28 protein-coding genes and 3 pseudogenes are annotated in these 19,539 nt (G+C 56.5%); 28 read left to right on the top strand and 3 right to left on the bottom strand.

The annotated features are described in order from the left end of the window. Positions 1-22: 22 nt before the first annotated feature. From C8N36_RS24765 to C8N36_RS17370, 3 genes and pseudogenes are all read right to left on the bottom strand, one after another. Positions 23-1,072: an integrin alpha gene (locus C8N36_RS24765; RefSeq protein WP_342769581.1), complete on the bottom strand. Its 1,050-nt coding sequence runs from the start codon at positions 1,070-1,072 to the stop codon at positions 23-25. A gap of 141 nt (positions 1,073-1,213) precedes the next feature. Then, positions 1,214-1,489 (bottom strand): annotated as a pseudogene (locus C8N36_RS24760) (hypothetical protein); the annotation flags it as partial. A 12-nt stretch (positions 1,490-1,501) separates the two neighbouring features. After that, on the bottom strand, positions 1,502-2,443 hold the full coding sequence (locus C8N36_RS17370; RefSeq protein ID WP_097806082.1) for a cadherin repeat domain-containing protein: 942 nt from the start codon (positions 2,441-2,443) through the stop codon (positions 1,502-1,504). 819 nt (positions 2,444-3,262) lie between these two features. Between C8N36_RS17370 and C8N36_RS17360 the strand changes: the two are divergent. The 28 genes and pseudogenes from C8N36_RS17360 to C8N36_RS17230 form a co-directional block, all read left to right on the top strand. After that, positions 3,263-3,430: pseudogene (locus tag C8N36_RS17360) on the top strand (phage protease); the annotation flags it as partial. A 196-nt stretch (positions 3,431-3,626) separates the two neighbouring features. After that, positions 3,627-3,785 carry a hypothetical protein gene (locus tag C8N36_RS24240; RefSeq protein ID WP_170125906.1) on the top strand — a complete coding sequence of 53 codons (159 nt, stop codon included), beginning with the start codon at positions 3,627-3,629 and terminating at the stop codon, positions 3,783-3,785. Between the two features lie 123 nt (positions 3,786-3,908). Further along, positions 3,909-4,127 (top strand): hypothetical protein, encoded by a 219-nt coding sequence (locus C8N36_RS24540; RefSeq protein WP_245910926.1) that lies wholly within the window; start codon positions 3,909-3,911, stop codon positions 4,125-4,127. Between the two features lie 16 nt (positions 4,128-4,143). Further along, positions 4,144-4,341, top strand: a complete 198-nt coding sequence (locus C8N36_RS24535; protein ID WP_245910924.1) for a hypothetical protein — start codon at positions 4,144-4,146, stop codon at positions 4,339-4,341. Between the two features lie 11 nt (positions 4,342-4,352). Continuing rightward, positions 4,353-4,997: pseudogene (locus tag C8N36_RS24380) on the top strand (Mu-like prophage major head subunit gpT family protein). Between the two features lie 82 nt (positions 4,998-5,079). Then, positions 5,080-5,235, top strand: coding sequence for a Mu-like prophage major head subunit gpT family protein (locus C8N36_RS24685; RefSeq protein ID WP_255253619.1), 156 nt, complete (start codon positions 5,080-5,082; stop codon positions 5,233-5,235). A 162-nt stretch (positions 5,236-5,397) separates the two neighbouring features. Continuing rightward, positions 5,398-5,529 (top strand): hypothetical protein, encoded by a 132-nt coding sequence (locus tag C8N36_RS24680; RefSeq protein WP_255253618.1) that lies wholly within the window; start codon positions 5,398-5,400, stop codon positions 5,527-5,529. 211 nt (positions 5,530-5,740) lie between these two features. Beyond that, positions 5,741-6,040, top strand: coding sequence for a gp436 family protein (locus C8N36_RS17330; protein ID WP_245910922.1), 300 nt, complete (start codon positions 5,741-5,743; stop codon positions 6,038-6,040). A 246-nt stretch (positions 6,041-6,286) separates the two neighbouring features. After that, a complete protein-coding gene (locus tag C8N36_RS17325; protein ID WP_097806079.1) occupies positions 6,287-6,559 on the top strand; it encodes a hypothetical protein in 273 nt (90 codons plus the stop codon). A gap of 571 nt (positions 6,560-7,130) precedes the next feature. Then, on the top strand, positions 7,131-7,463 hold the full coding sequence (locus C8N36_RS17310) for a hypothetical protein (protein WP_097806076.1): 333 nt from the start codon (positions 7,131-7,133) through the stop codon (positions 7,461-7,463). A gap of 103 nt (positions 7,464-7,566) precedes the next feature. Continuing rightward, positions 7,567-7,713: a DUF1799 domain-containing protein gene (locus C8N36_RS24230; RefSeq protein WP_170125905.1), complete on the top strand. Its 147-nt coding sequence runs from the start codon at positions 7,567-7,569 to the stop codon at positions 7,711-7,713. Between the two features lie 101 nt (positions 7,714-7,814). Further along, positions 7,815-8,069, top strand: a complete 255-nt coding sequence (locus C8N36_RS24225) for a hypothetical protein (protein WP_170125899.1) — start codon at positions 7,815-7,817, stop codon at positions 8,067-8,069. Positions 8,070-8,094: 25 nt separating this feature from the next. Continuing rightward, entirely contained in the window at positions 8,095-8,214 is a 120-nt protein-coding gene (locus tag C8N36_RS17300; protein WP_245910934.1) for a hypothetical protein, read from the top strand. Positions 8,215-8,252: 38 nt separating this feature from the next. Continuing rightward, entirely contained in the window at positions 8,253-8,396 is a 144-nt protein-coding gene (locus C8N36_RS24220) for a hypothetical protein (RefSeq protein WP_170125904.1), read from the top strand. 105 nt (positions 8,397-8,501) lie between these two features. Next, positions 8,502-8,645 carry a hypothetical protein gene (locus C8N36_RS24215; RefSeq protein ID WP_170125903.1) on the top strand — a complete coding sequence of 48 codons (144 nt, stop codon included), beginning with the start codon at positions 8,502-8,504 and terminating at the stop codon, positions 8,643-8,645. A gap of 18 nt (positions 8,646-8,663) precedes the next feature. Then, entirely contained in the window at positions 8,664-9,143 is a 480-nt protein-coding gene (locus C8N36_RS17290) for a hypothetical protein (RefSeq protein WP_097806073.1), read from the top strand. After that, positions 9,094-9,615 (top strand): hypothetical protein, encoded by a 522-nt coding sequence (locus C8N36_RS17285; RefSeq protein WP_097806072.1) that lies wholly within the window; start codon positions 9,094-9,096, stop codon positions 9,613-9,615. The genes C8N36_RS17290 and C8N36_RS17285 overlap by 50 nt, the downstream gene beginning before the upstream one ends. Next, a complete protein-coding gene (locus C8N36_RS17280; protein ID WP_097806071.1) occupies positions 9,612-10,139 on the top strand; it encodes a hypothetical protein in 528 nt (175 codons plus the stop codon). Before C8N36_RS17285 ends, C8N36_RS17280 begins: the two co-directional genes overlap by 4 nt. A gap of 75 nt (positions 10,140-10,214) precedes the next feature. Further along, entirely contained in the window at positions 10,215-10,499 is a 285-nt protein-coding gene (locus tag C8N36_RS24375; protein WP_097806070.1) for a hypothetical protein, read from the top strand. Positions 10,500-10,550: 51 nt separating this feature from the next. Then, positions 10,551-11,612 carry a phage tail protein gene (locus C8N36_RS17270; protein WP_097806069.1) on the top strand — a complete coding sequence of 354 codons (1,062 nt, stop codon included), beginning with the start codon at positions 10,551-10,553 and terminating at the stop codon, positions 11,610-11,612. Continuing rightward, positions 11,545-12,300 (top strand): hypothetical protein, encoded by a 756-nt coding sequence (locus tag C8N36_RS17265; protein ID WP_141468168.1) that lies wholly within the window; start codon positions 11,545-11,547, stop codon positions 12,298-12,300. Before C8N36_RS17270 ends, C8N36_RS17265 begins: the two co-directional genes overlap by 68 nt. Further along, complete coding sequence (locus C8N36_RS17260) at positions 12,300-13,745, top strand: hypothetical protein (RefSeq protein WP_097806067.1); 1,446 nt, start codon at positions 12,300-12,302, stop codon at positions 13,743-13,745. The genes C8N36_RS17265 and C8N36_RS17260 overlap by 1 nt, the downstream gene beginning before the upstream one ends. 194 nt (positions 13,746-13,939) lie before the next feature. After that, the gene (locus C8N36_RS24900) at positions 13,940-14,158 is read left to right on the top strand and encodes a Com family DNA-binding transcriptional regulator (protein WP_097806066.1); all 219 of its coding nucleotides are present in this window, start codon (positions 13,940-13,942) and stop codon (positions 14,156-14,158) included. Then, the gene (locus tag C8N36_RS17250; protein WP_097806065.1) at positions 14,130-15,035 is read left to right on the top strand and encodes a DNA cytosine methyltransferase; all 906 of its coding nucleotides are present in this window, start codon (positions 14,130-14,132) and stop codon (positions 15,033-15,035) included. The genes C8N36_RS24900 and C8N36_RS17250 overlap by 29 nt, the downstream gene beginning before the upstream one ends. 848 nt (positions 15,036-15,883) lie before the next feature. Then, positions 15,884-16,399 (top strand): division/cell wall cluster transcriptional repressor MraZ, encoded by a 516-nt coding sequence (gene mraZ, locus C8N36_RS17245; RefSeq protein ID WP_097806064.1) that lies wholly within the window; start codon positions 15,884-15,886, stop codon positions 16,397-16,399. Positions 16,400-16,403: 4 nt separating this feature from the next. After that, entirely contained in the window at positions 16,404-17,393 is a 990-nt protein-coding gene (rsmH, locus tag C8N36_RS17240; RefSeq protein WP_097806063.1) for a 16S rRNA (cytosine(1402)-N(4))-methyltransferase RsmH, read from the top strand. A 1-nt stretch (position 17,394) separates the two neighbouring features. After that, positions 17,395-17,745 (top strand): cell division protein FtsL, encoded by a 351-nt coding sequence (gene ftsL, locus C8N36_RS17235; RefSeq protein WP_097806062.1) that lies wholly within the window; start codon positions 17,395-17,397, stop codon positions 17,743-17,745. Continuing rightward, complete coding sequence (locus C8N36_RS17230) at positions 17,742-19,532, top strand: peptidoglycan D,D-transpeptidase FtsI family protein (protein ID WP_097806061.1); 1,791 nt, start codon at positions 17,742-17,744, stop codon at positions 19,530-19,532. Before ftsL ends, C8N36_RS17230 begins: the two co-directional genes overlap by 4 nt. Positions 19,533-19,539: the final 7 nt, after the last annotated feature.

The following is a 19,539-nucleotide window of genomic DNA, read 5'->3' as shown; positions in this document are numbered from 1 at the left end:
TTGGCGCAGGGCCTAGGTGGAGTTAGACGATGAAATCTTCCGGTGCCGAAGCCAGATTTGACAACTGGATTGAGCCGTCTGAAACGCCGTCGGCGGCGTCAAACGCTGTTAGCACCGCACCTCCGCCATAAACGAGATAGCTCTCGCCAGTTTCGGTAACGCCATTTGCATCTGCAAGGTAAGCACCGATCAGCATATCGTCAAAGCCGTCGTTGTTCACATCACCAGCGCCCGAAATCCGATAGCCACTGCGATCATTTGCGTCGATCCCGTTAAAGACAAAACCATCTGACCCATCAAGTGACGACAGATCCATACTGGCACTAAACGGCGTGTCGCTGCCGTAAACCAAATAGGTTTCGCCAGAGAATGTTCCGCTCGGATCTGCTCCAAAAGCACCGATCAGAATATCATCGAACCCATCGCCGTTTACATCACCCGCAGAGGACACAGAAATCCCACTAAAATCATCTGCATCGATCCCATTGATGACAAACCCATTACTGCCGTCCAAGCTGGACAAATCCATGCTGGCAGCAAAGGGTGTATCGCTGCCGTAAACCACATAGGTTTCGCCAGATTTAGAACCGTTGGGATCGGCCCAATGCGCGGTGATCAGGATGTCTTCAAATCCGTCACCGTTTATGTCCCCCCCAGCGGCAACGGCACCGCCACTTAGGTCATCGGCATTAACCCCTTTGAGGGTAAATCCGTTGGTGCCGTCCAAGCTGGAAAGTTCGATGCTGGCGGCAAAGGGTGTATCACTACCGAAAACCACATAGGTTTCGCCAGATTTAGAACCGTAGGGATCGGCCCATTGTGCGCCGATCAGGATGTCATCAATCCCATCACCGTTTATATCGCCCGCCGAAGAGACGGATTGACCGCTTAGGTCTTGAAACCCGATCCCGTTCATCGCGAAACCGTTGCTGCCATCCAAGCTCGCTAGATCAATGCTTGGATCAAAAGGATTGCCGCTGCCGAAAACCAAATAACTTGTGCCCGAGCTGGATCCGTTTGTATCTGAACCATATGCGCCGATAAGAACATCATCGAACCCATCATTGTTCACATCACCCGCATCCGAGACACGAATGCCCGCAACATCACCGGCATTGACCCCGTTGATGGCAAAACCGTTAACGCCGTCAAGATCGGTTGGATCAAACGAGGCGGCGAAAGGCGCAGCACTACCAAAAACAACAAAACTTTGACCCGCGGCTGACGCAGTCACATCCGAACCATAGGCCCCGATAATAACATCATCAAATCCGTCGCCGTTCACATCCCCTGCAGAAGACACATGTCCGCCTGTGTAATCGCGCTGGTTCAAACCATCAAAGGTAAAGCCATTGGTGCCGTCTAAACTGCCCAAATCGAAGGTGGCATTAAAAGGTGTCTCAGAGCCATAAACGATATGCGCCGCACCGGTATAGTTGTTACCAGCGCCATAAGCGCCGATCATAAGATCATCGACCCCATCACCATTTACATCCCCAGCTTAGGATACATAAATCCCGGCGCGATCGCCGCCAGCGGCCCCATTAAAGGTAACCCCAAAAGTTGCGGGCAGCAGTGGGCCTTCGCTCACATCCGCGACGGAAACACTCAGGTTCTGAACATCGCTTTGGATGCCGTCCGAGGCGGTGACCTGAACGTCATAGACGTTTGTACCCGCAGCCGAGCCGAGCGCCTCAAAGTCGGGAGCATCGACAAAGCTTATCGTGCCGGTGGCAGGATCGATGGAAAAGAGCAGTTCGTCCGCACCACCGCTGATGGCATAGGTGACCGTGCCGACAGTATCGGCATCGGTGGATGTCACGGTGGTGACCGCCGTGGTGTTTTCATCAATTGTAACACTGGCAGCCGAGGTGATCACCGGGGCCGTGTCGTTCAGGTCGGCGATGGTAATCTGCAAGGTCTGAGTGTCCAACAGGGTGCTGCCATCGTTCACCTGAACCACCACATCATAGACGTTGTCGCCGCCGACAGGGGCTTCGTAGTCCGGTGGCGCGTTGAAAGTCAGATTGCCGTTTGCGTCAATCGAGAAGAGCCCCGCATCTGCGCCGCCAACGACCGAGAAGGTCAATGAATCCGTGCCATTCAGTGAATAGTTATCCAGCGCAGTGACCGTGGTGACCAGCGAGGTGCCCTCGTCCAGTATCAGGGCGGCAGCCTCGCCGCCGCCATTGGATGTAATAACTGGGCCAATCTCGGCCATGATCTGGTCTTGCAGCAATTGCAAGCGGTCGGTGGCCTCGGGGGAAAGGACATCTGATCCGATGAGCGCGGCGATCTCCTCCAGCACTTCTACCGGGGGCTCGTAGCCCTGAGAGATCGCATTGTTGTAGTTCGTGATCTGCTTCTCTTTTTCCAGCTGAGACAGGTTGGAATTCAGGATCGAATTTTCGAATGGGTTCGTTAGTCCATTGATGCTCGGCATAATTGGGTGTCCCTTGTTGAAATTCGGCAAACAGTTCCGAGCGCCGCGACCACGCACGCGCAACACCAATCACAGCTAATTCGAGCCGTACCGGTCCGGAATCCCCTTAGGATTGCCAAAATATTTAGAAGCCGGCGCCAGATGCAGCGCCAAGTAAGGTAATTGGCGCAAATTCTTCTGTACGTTAGGCACGAGAAGACGCAATCCGGCTGTATTCCCCCATCAATTGCCGTGGGTTAACCTACGACGCTTTCGCTGGTTCTGGGAAACTAATTTTGCTTAATCGAATCTGCAACTTACGGGTGTCATTGTCGTGCCGCTCACCCCTGAACTGCGCATTCAGTTCGCTGATGCTGCGAGATTCATGAACGACCTCTTTGGTGAAACGGCAACGAGCAAAGTCGACATTTGTGGGCAGCAGCTTTGGGCTGTTCGTTCCTTGTGAACCTTTTTATGGCCCAACTTCGCAAAGGTCCCAACCTGCGCACAGCGGCCCTTGAAGTGAACTCGAATGGCAAGGTTCCCTTGTTGAGCCACCGCTAGACCCTGCGCGCGTTTGAAGGCGATAGAGCCGCCATGACAAACACCCTAGCATACGTCGCACTTGATGCGTTGAAAGTACCTCAAGCGGAAGGCGCTCCTAATTGGCTGCATCTGCTGCCACCTCAGGGCAAACCTTTTGGTGCCTCTGACGGACGCGGACCTTGGCCTTACAATGCAAAGGCGTTGATTGCAGCGAGCTTTGCGGCAAGCGGTCCGTCGCTCCTTATTGATATCAATCACTATACTTTGCGCGCGGGTCCCTAGGGCGACGACGCGCCTGCATATGATGGCATTATTGAAATGGCGCACCGTGACAATGGTCTCTGGGGCAAGGTGCAGTGGAATGCGCGCGGATCCGAATTGATGGCGGACCGTGCCTATCGCGGCTTCTCGCCGGTTCTGAAGTTTGACCCAACTGTCAAAACCCGTGTCGCAACTATTTAGCAAAGGTCTTTGACCAATTGCCCGGCTTTGACCGGTCAAATCACATCCCTAACATCGGAGGTTTCGGAATGGATTTTCCAAGATTGCAAAGGTCTTGGAGCTGAGCGAGGACACGGACGAGGAAGCGTTTCTTGTTGCAATCGAAAAATCAAAAGGGTCACCGCAACCTGCTGAGCTTTCCGCCAAGATCAAGAAAATGGAAGCCGAGACATGCATCAATGCGCAGATGGCATCCGGCGTGGGCGTCCCGGCGGGCAAGCACGACGAAATGGTGTCTTTGCATGTCGAAAACCCGGAGCGGGCAAAAAGCTTTTTGAGCATGTTGCCAAAACTGGACCGCCCCCCACACGACTGATGCACGGCCAGTCTCGGGTAGCAAGGTCGAAGCTTTGACGGCTGATCAATCGGCATTTGCAACCCAGCTTGGCCTAACTGAAGAGGCCATGCTTGCATCACTTAACGAAAAGGGAGGTGCATGATGGCTCCGCTAACAAAGGACCGCAATACGCCTCGCTTGGAATGTGAAATTCGATCCGCCGGTGTGGTGGTCGCGACATTGATTTTCGCGGGTGCAATTGGCATGCGCGACGCGTCGGGTGATCTGGTCAATGGCCAAACGGCGACGGGACTGGTTGGTGGTGGGCGCACTGAAGAACGGGCCGACAATTCAGCAGGTTCTGTGGGAGATATCTCCTGATTGTTCCGGAGGCAGTTTGGCCTGCGCCAATGCGGCGGCAGTGGATGAGATCACGTCTGCTGATGTTGGATCGGTTTGCTTCGCAGTTGATGACCAGACCGTGGCCAAAACTGACGGCTCGTCCACTCGTTCGCCTGCTGGTATCGTCGATGTCGTGGACCTGAACGGAAATATCTGGGTGCGCTTTGAAGACACCCCGACCAGTGCATCTTAAGGAGACCCCGGATGCTAGTTAACGCTGCAAATCTAAATGCCCTGCGTACCGGTTTTTCCGGGGCTTTCAAAGGCGGGCTGGCCGAAGCGCTGTCGCATTGGAGCCCCGAGGTCCGGTCTAGCCAAAAAAGAAGGAAAATATGGCTGGTTGGGAAAATGCCTAACGTGCGCGAATGGATCGGCAAGCGGGCTGTCCAAAGTCCTGAACAGCATGATTATGCCAATAAGGAAAAGAAACTCGGGCTGACCATCGGTGTGGATCGTAATGATGTTGAAGCCGACAATCTTGGTATCGTCGGGCCGATGTTTTCGGAAATGGGCCGGTCATCAGGCAACTATGCTGACACCTCGATTTTTGCGTTATTGAAGGAAGGCTGAACCACCGATTGTTACCACGGTCAAAGCTTTTTCGGCACTGATCATCCGGCCTTGGGCAAAGATGGCAAAGACACAACAGTTGCAAACACTGATGGTGGAGCTGGGGCTTGGTGGTTTCTTATGGATACGAGCCCTGCGCTCAAGCCATTGATCTTGCAAAAGCGCAAGGACTTTCAGTTTACGGCCAAAGACAAGCTGACCGACGACAATGTTTTTGATGAGAACGAATTTGTCTACGGCACGGATGCCTGCATGAACGCAGGGTTTGGGTTTTGGTAAATGGCTTGGGGATCAAAGTAAGCGGTGGATGGGGCGAGCTATACTTCGGCCCGCGCGGCGTTGACGGGAATGAAGGGCGACTATGGCCGCCCACTGGGGGTGGCCAAATCTGTTGGTGGTGCGGCCCAGTTTGGAAAACGCAGGCCGCAAGCTTCTCAACAGCGAATATGTGGCGGGCGGCGAGACCAATGAGTGGAAAGGCTCGGCTGAATTGCTGGTTGTGCTTTGGCTGGCGTGAGGTCAGATCGATGGGTAAAAAACAGATCAACGCATTGCGCTGGAAGAGCGCGCCAAGGCTTCGGGTGTAGAGTTCACTTGGAACCTTGGCGACGACAAGCTGGAACAGCGGATAAAAGAGGCAGTGGCCAAAGCCAAACCAGCGGGGGAGGACAAGACCTTCATGCCTCCGCCGCTGGTTTCTTCTGGCCTGGCCAAACCGGTTGTGATCCCAAACGATGCACTGAGTGACGATGAGCAAGCCGCTTTGATTGTAGATCCAAAACTCAGCGTTGAAACCTTTGAGGCTGACTAACGTCTCAGCGCCGCCCTGTGTTGCTCGGGGGCGCTGAACTTTCCCGGCGGTGCCACACCGCCGCTGGGCTATTTATTTCGAGATACCCAGCGAGAGGGGTCTGGTCCGAGGCGTAAGCCCGTCAGCACCCATAGACCGCCGCCGACAGCGGTGCAGGAGATATTGGAAAGTAGGAGCGCAGTTCGCCCTCAAATTAGCAACGGAGACTAAAGTGACCTACACCACGCAATCAGAGCTGGAAGAGCACTACGGCACGAAGCTGCTGGTTGATGTGACCGATCGGGCAGAAATTGCCACGGGTGTTGTTGATACCGATGTGGCGGCGCGTGCGATTGCTGATGCTGTTGGCGAAATCAATGGCTATCTGAAGGCGCGCTATGTGTTGCCGATTGTGGGCATCCCGGATCCGCTAGGTGTTTTGGCACGCCGGATCGCGATTTACAATCTGCATGTGTATGAACCGTCGGCGAAGATTGCGCGCGATTATGAACGCGCCATTGCGACCCTCTAGGACATCTCAAAAGGTATTGTTCAGCTCGACGCTTTAGGCGTTGTCCCCAAAAGCCGCGGGGCAGGCGGGGCGCAGGTCACAGACCGAGAACGCCCGATGACGGCGCAAAACATGAAGGGCTTCATCTGATGTTGGCGGCCGTTCAAACCCGTCTTGAAACCTGTGTTCCTGAGCTGGCGGGCCGGGTTGATTTGGCGGCTGAATTTGCGTGATTGCGCGAAAACGGCCGGGGGCCAGTGAGGGGGCGTGGCGTGCTTTGTGCTGCCTTCGGGCACCACGGGCTTGCAGGCCAGCGCTGCTGCCGGCCTGTTTGTCCCAGACATTCGTTTGGGCGTTTTTGCGATGACGATGCTGCAATCGACCGATGCCACAGGACGGCGGGCTTTGGGTCGGGTTGACGGGTTTTTGAAAGACATCCGCGAGGCGCTTAGCAGCTTGCCCCGTCAGAGACGGTTGGCGTGTTTGAGCTGGTCTCAGAGCGTCCAGTTCCGCAAGAGCGCGGAACGCTGGCCTTTTTGACGGACTTTCGGATCAACGATCAGCTGAGGATTACCACATGAAGCTTCCAAGCGGCTGCGATCAATACACGCGAGACGTCGAGGGTGAACTGATCCAGACGACCCTTCCATCCAAAAAAAACCACCCGAACACTCCAAATCGGCCAAGCGCCGCGCAGGTTCCAAATCAGCAAAAAGACGGAGGCGTAAATGACCAAGTTCTAACGCAAGAAAACCCTGCTGTTTAAACCCGAAGCGACCTACGGCGTCGACGCGGCTCCAACCGGCGCTGCAAACGCGGTGAATGCCAGATCGAGGCAACGACGCTGGCAGTATTCATTCCCTATGCGCTGGCGCAGGCTCAAAGCAAATTGCCGCTTGTGTTGCAGCATGAAGCGACGGCAGGGCGGATCAGTACCTTATCGGTGCCAGCGGCGCAGGTGCAGCGCCCCGACGCGCCAACGGAAGCGCAGGGTATTCTGGAAAGCCCGCTTCGCTTTAAACCGCAACCCACGGTCGGCAACGATCAGTGGACGCTGGTTTTTACTTAATCGGCCTTTACTTAAATCCGAGACGTTCAAAGGAGTTCAGACATGTTTGTCTTTGCCCCAAACCGCACCTTTTCCGAAACCTGCCGCATTGCTGACAATCAGCGGTTTTCTGTGGTGTTCCGGGTGCTGACGGATAAGGCCTTGAGAGAGCACGGTTTTAACAGTGTCGATGGCGAAAAGCAGTTCTTGCGTGCCATTGTTCAAGACATCCCCGAGATCGAAGGCGAAGGCGAAGGCGAAGGCGAAGGCGAAGGCGGCACACGCTTGGCGTTCAGTGACGCATTGTTTGACCAGATTTTGGAGTTTCCCGATCTGCGAAACGCCTTTTGGCGCGGCTACCGCGCAGCGGTGACAGGGGCCAAAACGGGAAACTGATCTGGCCGGGCGTGCGATCATCGAGGGCACGCTATGGAAAACCGGCCGCGCGGTAAAAGAGCTTGATGACGATGCCGAATTTTGGGGGATACCGCGCGCGCTTTTGGACAATGGCCCGGCTGATCAAGGTCTTTGGCCTGAGCATGAAACCGCTGCAGATGCGTTTTTGCGCATCCGAGGCCAATGGCGGGTTTTGCCAGTCTTTGGCGCGGCCCCGGTTTGGCTTGGGCTAGATTACAGCGCCGCCTAGACCGGTCTCAGGCTGGCGGGTTACGATCTGACACCAGCGTTTGGGACTGAACTCCAGCTTATTGAACAGGGGGCCAAAGCGGCCTTGAACGGGGATTAGATATGACCCTACGGTTCCATTCACGCCTGACGGCCGATGGCAAACAGGCCAAGGTTGAGATCAAAGGCACCGCCGCTGAGCTTGAGAGGCTGGGCAAAGAACTGGGTGAGGTTAGTCGCGGCGGCAAAGGGGCAAAAGCCTCGCTTGACCAAATCTCTGGCGCGGCGCGCGCGGCCTCTGGCACACTCAGCCAAGCATCCGTGGAAGTGGGAAAACTCCGCGACACGCACCGCAGCCGGATCTGTGGGCAATCTTAGGGCTCAGTTCAACGATATTGGCGTGATGTTGGCGGCGGGCCAAAACCCGCGGCAACTGGCGATTCAGCAAGGGACGCAGATTACGCAGGTGCTTGGCCCGATGGGCGCTGCTGGGGCGGCAAGAGCGGCGCGCGATTTTCAATGAAATTCTTGGCGGGTATCAAGATATCCAAGGCGCGGTGGATGACACGACGGCGGCCCAGATCGCGGCGGCTGAACGCCTGCGCGACGGGTTTGAAAGGGGGCGCGCAGTTGACGGGCGGCATCACTCAAGACGAGATTGCGCGTCTGCAATCTGTTGAGGCCTATCTTTTGCGTTTCTACTAGATCAAAGGGTGCGAGCCCGACGCGGCGCGGCAGGCGGGCAAAGCGCAATTGGCCTGAGCGCAGTATTGTCATTCGCGGGTCTTAGTTGAGCGTGAAGTTCAGGCGATGCAGGCTCGGTCCGAAGCGCAAAAGCTTTATGGGTCCTATCAAGACAGCCGGGTTGGCCCATACGCGGCTTTGAGTTGTGCTCAAGACGTTTTGGCGATGATGCTTGATCAAAACGAGCTGGCGCGGATTGCGTTTATGTAGGGTGAAGATTGCGTTGAGATGATCGCGGCGCGGGCTGAGGCAGAGCGGCGTGCCTATGACGAGGTTTGGGACACGATGGTTGTTTCCGAGGCTTTGAAAGAAGAGCTGCGCGGGGCTTTTGAGAACGGCCAAGCCTTGTCACAAACCGATGTCGGGGCGGGGATTTGGTGCGCTGTGACCGAGGCGGGGGCTTTGGCCAACAATCTTGGGATTAGTTTGCAACTGGCGCAGCGTATTGCCAGCTTTGGCCCCCAGTGTATGGCCGGCAAAGACACCAAAGTTCCACTGACCGGTATGCAATATGGCCGGCGCGGCGGCGATCCGCGCAATATGGACGGCTCCGCCTATGATTGGCAAAACCGCTATGCCGAGGTGTTTATGCGCAATCGGGAAACCTTGGCGCATGCGAAAGGCGTCCGAGCGAGAAGCGATTGCAGCAAAGATCACGGTGCTGGAGACAGAAAAGGCGGCTCAAGACGATACAGCGGCTGCGCATGACTATTTGAGTTCCAGCGCCAGCGATTTGATCCCGTTATTGGCGCGGGGCGGTGAAGATGCGGCCTCGGCTTGGGATCAGTTCACCCGATCTTTTGAGGCGGCGGCCTGGCAGACTTTGCTCTTGGGTGAGTGGCCTTTGATGGCGCTGCTATCGATGAGCGCTTTTGGATCAGGCATTGGTTTGGGCAGAGGCGGTGCTGTGGGGTTTATCGGCAAGCTTTTGGGCTTTGTAAATGGCGGGTTCAACGGGGCCGCCGCCAATCTGTCCGGGGCTCCAGCCAAGATCGAATTCATTGACCAATCAAGCGGTGCTCAAATGACCAAAGAAGAACGAGTCGGTCCTGAAGGCGGACGGTTGACACGCTTTGTGATCAACGACAGCATGGGCCAATCGATCAATGAACAGGGCAGCTCTGCGCGAAAGGCGCTAAGGCAGGGCTTTGGTCTGTCACCGGTGAGGCCGCTGCGATGATTTACACATGGCCCGCTGATTTGCGCAAGCCGACGCGCAGCACGGAATCCTGCCCGTCGCGTTATGGCCGCCGCTATTTGTCAGTGGCTCGGACCTTGTCTTTGCAGATGATGTTGACCCGTGTGCAAAAGCAGATATTTGATCAGTTTCATGACGTGACTTTGGGCTTTGGCACCGCGTATTTCTGGGTGCCCAACCCAATCAGCGATGGCTGGCCAATGATCGCGCCGGATGGGGAGGCGCTGCTGTCACCCCAAGATGAGCCACTGGTGATGGCGGCAAACTGGCTGTGTTTAATGGGCGATGAACCCCCACTTGGAGGTCCCTTGCAGGGGGGGCTTTTGCACTCTCGTTCTCGGTTGTGCTCTTGCATGTTGATCATGCCGATTGGGACGCGCCGGTGCGGGGTTCATCCGACCCGACCGGACGGCTGTCCACCGATCATCTGCTTTATGGCACGCGGTCAAACTGGCTGGGGGCCAATCCGATCACCGAGCCGTTTCTGTTTTGACGATATCGGCTGAGGTTCCCGGCGCTACTGTGATCATCCGGATCATTCCAGGCGGTGTGGTATCGCTGCCATACAGGCGGCGGCTTATGTGACCCATTTGGCCGGTGCTGCCTTTGGCGGGGTTGGTGGTTTGGGACTCATTGGGCCTAACGCGGTTTTCTTCGGGACGCTGGCGGAGATCGGTTACATTGGGTATCGGCTGGCCAGCCCAGCCTATACCTTTTCGGCGGCCACAAACGAGATCGATTGGCCGGCCGTTCAAGACTGGCACGCCTGTTGCGAAGCGCAGGGCCTGAAGAATGACCGCAGGCATCGCGCGAACGAGTCCCTTTCCGCTGTTCTGAGTGCGATTTGCACGGCCGGGCGGGCATAGCCGCGTCGCGATGGCGCGCTGTGGAACGTCGTTATCGACCGGCCGCAAGACGTGATTGTCGATCAAATCTCGCCGCGCAACAGCCGCCGGTTTCGCGGGCAGCGGACCTATGTCGATCTGCCTGATACACTGCGGGTGCGGTTCTCGGATGAGACAAACAGTTGGGAGAGCACCGAGAAGATCATCCCTTGGTTGAGGCATGAGGGGCCGATTGATCTGACCGAAGAGCTGTCGATTCAGGGCAAAACAGATCCCGATGAGGTTGAGATCGAAGCGGTGCGCCGGATGCATGAAGTATCGCTGCGCCCGGACCGGTTTTCGGTCATTCAAGACGGGGCGGCGCGGGTCGCCACACGCGGCGATATGGTGATGCTGTCACATTATGTTTTGGACAGCGCGCAGGTTGCGGCGCGGGTGGTGCTGACCGAGGGCGCGGCGGCCGAGCTGGACGAAGAGTTTCAGATGATTGCGGGGCAGATCTATGCGCTGCGGTTTCGGGTGTTCGACGGGGTTGATGACGTGATCGGCGCGTCGGTTGTTGCGCAGGTGTCCGGCACCATAGGGACTACGCGGCTGGTGACGATTTTGGACACAGTTGACCGGCCATATCTTGGCGAAGACAGCTTTGCCGCCCACATCATTGCGGTTGAACCGGCAGAAGACATGGCCGTACATCTAGCGCGGGTCAATGGTGCGCCGGGCCTTGATGCCTTGGCAGTGGCGCATGTGGTTTCGGACTGGACGCCAATCATTGGCGAGGCCAGTCCGTCCTTTGGCCTGCCAAGTGTTTCCGAACTGGCGGGCATTGATATCGACGGAACCGAGATTGTGATCGGGGCCAGTGTGACCGGATCGGATGCGATTTACATCCGGTCCATTCGTGTTGAGCACCGGATGTTGGGCGCGGCGGCTGGGGACACCGCCGAGATTTTGGGCAGCTCTGGTGCGGCGGCGGCAACGCAAAACATTGGCCTGTCCAGAGCGGCCACCGTCGACGGTGTTGTGCTGACTGATGGAAGCAGGGTGCTGGTCACAGGGCAAAGTGATGGCACACAAAACGGAATTTATATCGTCGAGACGGCGGGCGCTTGGAGCCGTGCGCCCGGGGGCTGACAGCAGCGCAGAGCTGGCGGTTGCAGCGGTGTTTGTATCGCAAGGGACAGTTAGCCAAGGCACATCCTGGATGGTGAATGGCACGCCAATCCTTGGAAGTGATGACGTCGTATGGGCCGAGATTGCAGGTCTAAACAGCACGGAAACCACCACCGCCGCTGCTGCTGTGGCTCAAAAATGGGCGCATGATGCAGAAAACACCGAGGTCGAAGCCGGGGCCTATTCGGCCCGGCACCACGCCGCCAAATCACAGGCAAGTGCGCAAGGGGCGGGTTTGTTTCAAGCCGGTGCCATGGCTGACGCCGCCGCCGCATCGGTGGATCGGTCTGGCGCGCAGGCAAGTGCTTTAACCGCGACGGTGCAAGCGGCGCAATCTGCCAACGCCGCCAGCATGGCACTGGCGGCGGCGCTGGCCTCGGGCCTTGGCGTTTACGGCGATACGGCAGCGGGCCTCGCGGCCACTGGCGATGGCGGGCAATTTGTGGTGGTCGATGATGCTGGCGCGCATGTTTACGCCAATGTCGGAGATGTCGCCACCGATGAGGATGGCTCGTTGGACCAAGGTTCGAGACGGATGCAGCATTCGTTGCCTCGTCGGTTACAGACCTTGGTGAGACGGGAACGAGGGTCGCGGGTGGTGGGTGGCCGCACCTGGTCGCAGCGCCTGCTGCAGCAGACCACCATTTGATGACGGCTGGCGGGGTGAAGCTATACGCAGACCATGCGGCCTGCGTTGTTCCGCTGCCCTCGACACTGACCATGCGCAGCGCCGCGTCAGTCTTGCAAAGAACAGGCGTGGTGTTCCGGCAGCCAGATGACGCCAATATGTCGCCGCTGGTTTCAATAGACGTATCGACAGTTTCGTCGCCGTATTGGGCTGAGATTGATATCCAAGTTGACGGCAACCGAGGCAATAATGGCGAAGTGACGGGCGTGGAAATTATGCGGTTGAAGCGTGGCCGGTCGAAGGCAACAGTTGCAGCGGTTGAATGTGATTTTGGCGCGCATATTACGGGCAATGTCGAACTTGCCAAATTCGATCTACATGTTGACCGGTGCGGGACCGGAGTGCTGGTCAATGAAAGCAGCGGTGCAACACCGGACGAGCTTTTGCTGAATGTCGTGGCTCACGACTGTGACACGTTTTTCGCGGCGTCCGGCTCGGACAAGATGAAAGGCTTAATCAATTTTGCCTGTGAGAAGTCCACATCCTACGGAGCCAAGCTTGAAAAAGGTTGGTGGGACGTTCGGGGCATTATCCGCAGTGTCGGCATGTATGGCGACGGCGGGCTGCAGATAGACGGAGCGGAGGTGCGGGGCTCTTTGGAAATCACGGGCGGTGATGATGCAAACTGCGCTTGGGGCGCGAATGTTCTTTCCGGTGACTTGAACGGTTTGAGCCTCAAAATTAGCGGGAAATACGCGGATGAGGTATTTTTAGCGGGCGGCGTAGCCGGATCGGCGCAGGTTCATCTGGCAGCGACACCGTCCAATGGCACTGGGATCAAACTCGGCGATTCAGCCGGTTTGGCGCTAGACGGGTTCGCTCTTCTGCCGGGAACCGAGGTCAACGGCATGGCAGCTTTGGATCTGGACAATGCGCGCTCATGCAAGGTGTTTCTTACAAAAATCGTTGGCGGTGTTTTGATCGGGGCAGGTTCGACCAACAACACGATCCATATTCCGCGCAAACACGCCGAGACGGTTACATTTGCAAACAGCCGGACACAGCTAGACAACAAAATTTTGTTCGCGGGCTCGTTCACATGGGCAGAAATGGCGGCTTTGAATGGCGGCGCTCCGTTCAAGGGGATGCAGGTTGTCGCTTGCGCGCAGTTCGATCAGGCAATGGCGTTTTTTGACGGCACGCAGTGGGTTCCCTCCTATGGCGCTTTTGCCTCTGGTGAGATAACCGTGTGGAGCAGCAGTATATCCTGTTCGGTGGCGCATGGTTTGGCGGCGGACCCCGGCAACATGGCCTTACCGGTCGTGCCCGACGCAACCGGTTGCTGGATTGCCAGCGCGGCAACAAAATACGCATTCAACGTAACCGCGATAGATGTCGTTGTGTTCTTGGATGTGGACCCGATGACAGACGTCAAGTTTGTGTGGCAACTGCATAAAGTTACCTAAATCGAAGTTCGTTCAATACGGGTAATCGGCCCGCGGGGGCGAAAGCCCCTTCTTAAAGGAAGGTCACAGAGCGCAGCAACGCTCTGCAACACGGGGCCAAACTCGCTAAAGAAGCCCCCGCCGACCAGCATAAGCGTTATGGCCGCTCCCACCCCTGATCAGGGACCGGCACCATGAGCTGAGTCGCTGTAAATATGCATGAAGAAATCAGATGCACATCTTGTGCGGGTTTGTTATTCAAGGTGAAGCCGGACGCGCTTGTGGGTGATCTATCGATCAAATGCCCACGCTGCCGGTCCATCAATAACTTGAGGCCATACCAGAGCCCGAACCCAGAGCGCCCCTTATGTAAGGTAGCTGAGCGCGACGGAACGGAGGCCCTATGTGGCTGTTCATCCCCCAATCCAACCTAAAGACCTTTGCGGCATCAGTCTTTGCGCTGGTGTCAAAGGACTTGATCTTGGGCTTCACATCGCGCAGCCCGGATATCGAACTGTGTGCTATGTCGAGCGAAACAGTTTTGCCGCGTCCACTCTCGTGGCGCGGATGGCGGACGCGTCTTTGGATCAGGCCCCTGTTTGGGACGATCTCAAAACCTTTGATGGCAAGCCGTGGCGTGGCCGCGTTCATCTCATCTCTGCCGGTTATCCGTGCCAGCCCTTCACCCTGTCCGGGCTCAGGAAAGGCGAAGGCGACCCTAGGCACCTGTGGCCAGACGTGGCCCGCATCGCCCGCGAAGTCGCGCCGGAATGGTTGTTCTTCGAAAACGTCCCCGGCCATCTCACCCTTGGCCTGCAAGACGTCTGCGTTGACCTTCAGGCAATGGGCTACCGGGTTGCAGCGCGCGTCGTATCAGCGGCGAAAGTCGGCGCATCGCATACCCGCGAAAGGGTGTTCATTCTGGCCCACGCCGACATTCAAGGGGACGGGGAACCGGGCATGTATTGTGGGCAGTCCGGCGGGGATCCAGTTCAAGACGGATCTCAATCAGATCGTATCGCAGGTCGGGATCAAGAATGCGGCCAGCGCATAGACGTTGATGTGGGACATGCTGGGGGCGGCGGGTTGGACGCCGGGGCGGTTCCGCTCTTCCCACCGCTTCCGGGTGATCTTGCTGAGTGGGGAGAAGCACTCAAGCGATCCTCTGAGCATAAACCCTGCGTTCACGGATTGGATGATGGGGTGGCCTTCGGGTTGGACAGATCCGCTGGGGCCGGTAACGGGGTGGTCCCAATGGCTGGAGCGCGCGCGTATGTCGATTTGAAGGACGAGCTATTGAAGGAGCGTTAAACCGGTGTTGAATGGATCGGGGCAGGGTGGCTGTTTAAACGGTTTTGCCTCGAACCGCCCAGATCATCCCATCTGAGCTCAAAACTGTTTTGCTGTAAATCCAAGTGTAATTTACTGTAGAATCGAGTGTCACGCTACAACAGCTACAACAAACCCACCACAGCGTGCACAGCCCCACCAAGTGTTGAAGTTCCATGGGAAAGCATGGGATATAGTGTGGGATTATCTGGGTGTGCGGGCGGTTGGCTGAAATTGCTCGGCAAAACACTGCCAAAACGAATCGAATTTTGGCTGTTGGGGGTGAATCCCTGTGGATAAGTAGCTATCTGAGAAGTGAGAGACCTGGTTCCTAGCAAGTTTTGCGCCGCTGTTGATTTTTTTTGGGAAATCATGGGGCAATTTTTGGGTATAGGGCTTTGTCTATATGTGGTGTCCTTTGGTGTAAAAGTCACAAATTGTGCGCGAAACTCCTAGCGAATAGGCTTCTATTTGACAGGTTGCTCATTGGTTCTTCGCCGGTTCTTGCGAAAATTCCCACAAAAAACAGTTGATCGCCATGAATTCCCATGGCATCCCTGTATCACACGATGAGAGACGGACACGGGGCGACAATGATCCCAACACCGACATAAAAATAAAAAAAGTGCAGGTAACATACAGGCGTCTGCTTTCATCGTGACAATGGATCCGGCGCGCGGGCGAGCAGACATCCCCCCAGGTGGCGCGCGCAGTCGGAGATACCCGCTCAGCGGGTCAAACGGCGGATTGATCAGTGGCAGCAGATCAATCCGCCGTATTTCGTTTCAAGCCCCATTTCAAACGTTGGGGCAGATATAAAGGTCGGGACAGTGGGCCGTAGGCTGAGGTTCAGAGGTGAAAGTCGACATAAGGTCGATACGAAGGGGCGGGTATCTATTCCTGCCTCCTTTCGCCGTGTTCTTCAGGCAGGTGATCCTGACTGGACTGACGGGCTCAACCCGAACTTTGTCATTGTTTATGGGGACAGTCGCCGTAAATACCTTGAATGTTACACCATCGAAGAAATGGAAGAGGTCGAAGACCGCATTTCCGGGATGAAACGTGGCAGTCAAAAGCGCCGCATTCTTGAACGCCTGTTCCTCAGTCAATCCACCACAACGTCCGTTGATGAAACCGGCCGCATCGTGCTGCCGGCCAAACTGCGTGAAAAGATTGGCCTGAGCAAAGAAGCACAATTTGCAGGGGCCGCCGATACCTTCCAGATCTGGGAGCCGGGCACCTATGATGATGAAATGGCAGCAACCGAGGAGTTCCTCGACGCGCAGGATGAAGGTTTTGATCCGCTGATGCTGCTGGATGATGACGACGAAGACGAGGGTATTTAAAGGCATGTCAGACAGCGCGCCACATATTCCGGTTTTGTTGCGCCCACTGATCGAGGCGGTTTCGCCCGTGACAGGCACATGGATCGATGGCACCTTTGGAGCAGGCGGCTACAGTCGTGCCTTGGCCGACGCCGGAGCAGATCGGGTTATCGGCATTGATCGCGATCCTCTGGCCCATGATCTGGCGATGGACTGGATCGGCGAATACGCAGGCCGGCTGGATTTGGTCGAGGGAAACTTTGCCCAATTGGACCGCGTTGTCGAAAGCGCGGACGGCGTTGTCCTTGATCTTGGTGTGTCGTCCATGCAGCTCGATTTGGCGGAACGCGGTTTTAGCTTTATGCGTGATGGGCCGTTAGACATGCGGATGGCCCAAACGGGTCAAAGCGCGGCTGATTTGGTGAACACCGCGGCCGAAGAAACGCTGGCAGATATTCTTTATATTTACGGTGAAGAGCGGCAATCGCGCCGGATTGCCCGCGCGATTGTGCAAGATCGCTCCGCGCAGCCGTTTGAAACGACGTTGCAACTGGCTGGTCTGATCGAACGGGTGATTGGCCGCACCAAACCGGGCCATGCCCATGCGGCAACCCGAAGCTTCCAAGCGTTGCGAATAGCGGTGAACGACGAATATGGCGCGCTTTGGCAGGGCCTCATGGCGTCTGAACGCGTTTTGAAAACCGGCGGGCTCTTGGCAATTGTAACCTTTCACTCAATCGAAGACCGCATGGTCAAACGCTTTTTCCAGGAGCATGGTGAGAAGAAAGTCAAAGTGAACCGCTACGCAACCGAGCAACCGGTGATGACGCAGCCCTTTGAAATTTTGACCCGCAAAGCCCTGGGTCCGGACAAGCAAGAACTGGCGGAAAACCCGCGATCACGGTCGGCCAAACTTCGCGTGGCCCGGCGCACATCGATTGATGCGCGCGAAATAGACTCCGGTGAAATCGCCATGCCCCTTGTTGCGGGGCCCAGCAAATATAGGAAACCGTGAGATGCGTAGTTTGCTTTTTCTTCTCAGCGCTTTGGCAGTGATCGGAACCGGATATTGGGCCTATCACGAAAACTACCGCACACAGGACGAATTGGACCGCGTTGATGCCCTGCGCCGCGACATCGGCGAGGCACGTGAACGACTGGCGATTTTGCGGGCAGAATGGGCCTATCTGAATCGTCCCGACAGGCTGCGCGATTTGGCCGAGATGAATTATTCGCGCCTTGGGTTGATGCCGCTGCGCCCGGATCAGTTCGGCGTTGTACGCGATGTGATTTTTCCGATTCCGGAACCTGTGATCCAAATCACCGAACCGGTTGATGTAACCAGTGCAGGGGCACCACAGCCATGATGCGCACGCCTCTTCGCCCGCTGGCCCGTATTCTTGAAGCCCGTCAAAAGGGTGAAAACCCCGACGTGATCGAACGTGAAAACCGTCATCTGCGCCACGAGCAAATGCGCGATAAATCCCGTATGCGGGCCGAGGGCCGACTATTGGTTCTAGGGGTGATGTTCTTTTGTGCGTTTGGTGTGATCGGGGCCCGCATGGGAACCATTGCAGCCAGTGAACCGGCAGAGCCGCGCGCCACTGCAACCGGTGCATCGATTGTGGCCAGCCGCGCCGATATCGTGGACCGCCGCGGCCGGGTTTTGGCGACCAATATGGATACGCACAGCCTGTATGCGCATCCACAGCAGATGATTGAGCCTGAGCGCACAGCCAAAGAATTGGCGCGCATTTTCCCCGACATGGATGAGGCCGACATGGCCCGTCGCTTTGCCGATCCTAAAAAGAAATTCATGTGGGTGCGCAAGAAGTTAAGCCCTGAGCAAATGCAAGAAGTCCACGATATCGGCGAGCCGGGTTTGCTGTTTGGACCACGCGAAATGCGGCTTTATCCGAACGGTGCGATTGCATCTCATATTCTAGGCGGTGCGGGTTTTGGCCGCGAAGGTGTGCATTCTGCCGAAGTGATCGGCACGGCGGGCATCGAAAAGTTCTACGATGAATCGCTACGTGATCCGGCCCGTGAGGGCGCTCCGCTTGAACTGGCGCTTGACCTGACTGTGCAGGCGGCGGCCGAAGAAGTGCTTTTTGCAGGCATGAAGCTGATGAATGCCAAAGGTGCAGCATCGGTGCTCATGGATGTTCAAACCGGTGAAATTGTCAGCATCGTCAGCCTGCCTGACTTTGACCCCAATGACCGCCCAAGCCCGCTGACCAAAGGCGATGCGTCGGACAGCCCTTTGTTTAACCGCGCGATTCAAGGGGTTTACGAACTTGGATCGACGTTCAAGATTTTCACTGCGGCGCAGGCGATGGAATTGGGGTTGGTGAACCCAAACACGATCATCGACACACGCCCGCCCTTTAAAGTCGGCGGCCATAAAATCGGAGAATTTGCCAACCACAACTACGGTGAAATCAGCGTCGCCGAAATTATCATCAAGTCGTCCAACCGTGGCACTGGTAAAATGGCGCTGGCCATTGGCAAAGCACGCCAGCAGGACTTTTTGAAACGGCTGGGCATGTTTGAACCGACACCGGCCGAGATTGTCGAAGCCTCGGGTGGCAAACCCCTCTTGCCCAAGCGGTGGACGGATCTGAGTGCGGTCACCATTTCCTATGGTCACGGCATCAGCACTTCCCCGCTGCATTTGGCGGCGGGCTATGCCGCCATCGCGAACGGTGGCATAGCGGTCAAACCCACCTTGTTGAAACGATCTGGTCCCCAAGACGGCGCACGCGTGATGTCAGAATCCGTTGCTGCCGCGTCGCGTTTGATGCTGCGCAAAGTTGTGACCGAAGGCACCGCAAGTTTCGGCGAAGTTCCGGGTTATCATGTAGGCGGCAAAACCGGAACGGCAGACAAGCCCAAGGAAAAAGGCGGCGGTTATTACAAGGACAAAGTGATTGCGACCTTTGCCACCATATTCCCAGCGCATGATCCCAAATACGTCTTGGTTGTGACATTGGACGAACCCGTCGAAACCAGCGGGACCAAACCGCGCCGCACTGCCGGTTGGACCGCGGTACCGGTTGCGGCTGAAATGATTGGCAGGATTGCGCCGCTTCTGGGCTTGCGTCCAGAGTTCATTACGGGGCAATTGGAAGGCGTCGTGCGCATTTCCCAATAAGCGCGCG

Origin of the sequence: Pelagimonas varians (assembly GCF_003208435.1) — a bacterium.
Classification (GTDB): domain Bacteria; phylum Pseudomonadota; class Alphaproteobacteria; order Rhodobacterales; family Rhodobacteraceae; genus Pelagimonas; species Pelagimonas varians.
Note: the sequence above shows the minus strand (reverse complement) of the source record. Positions and strands in the feature narration are given on the sequence as shown.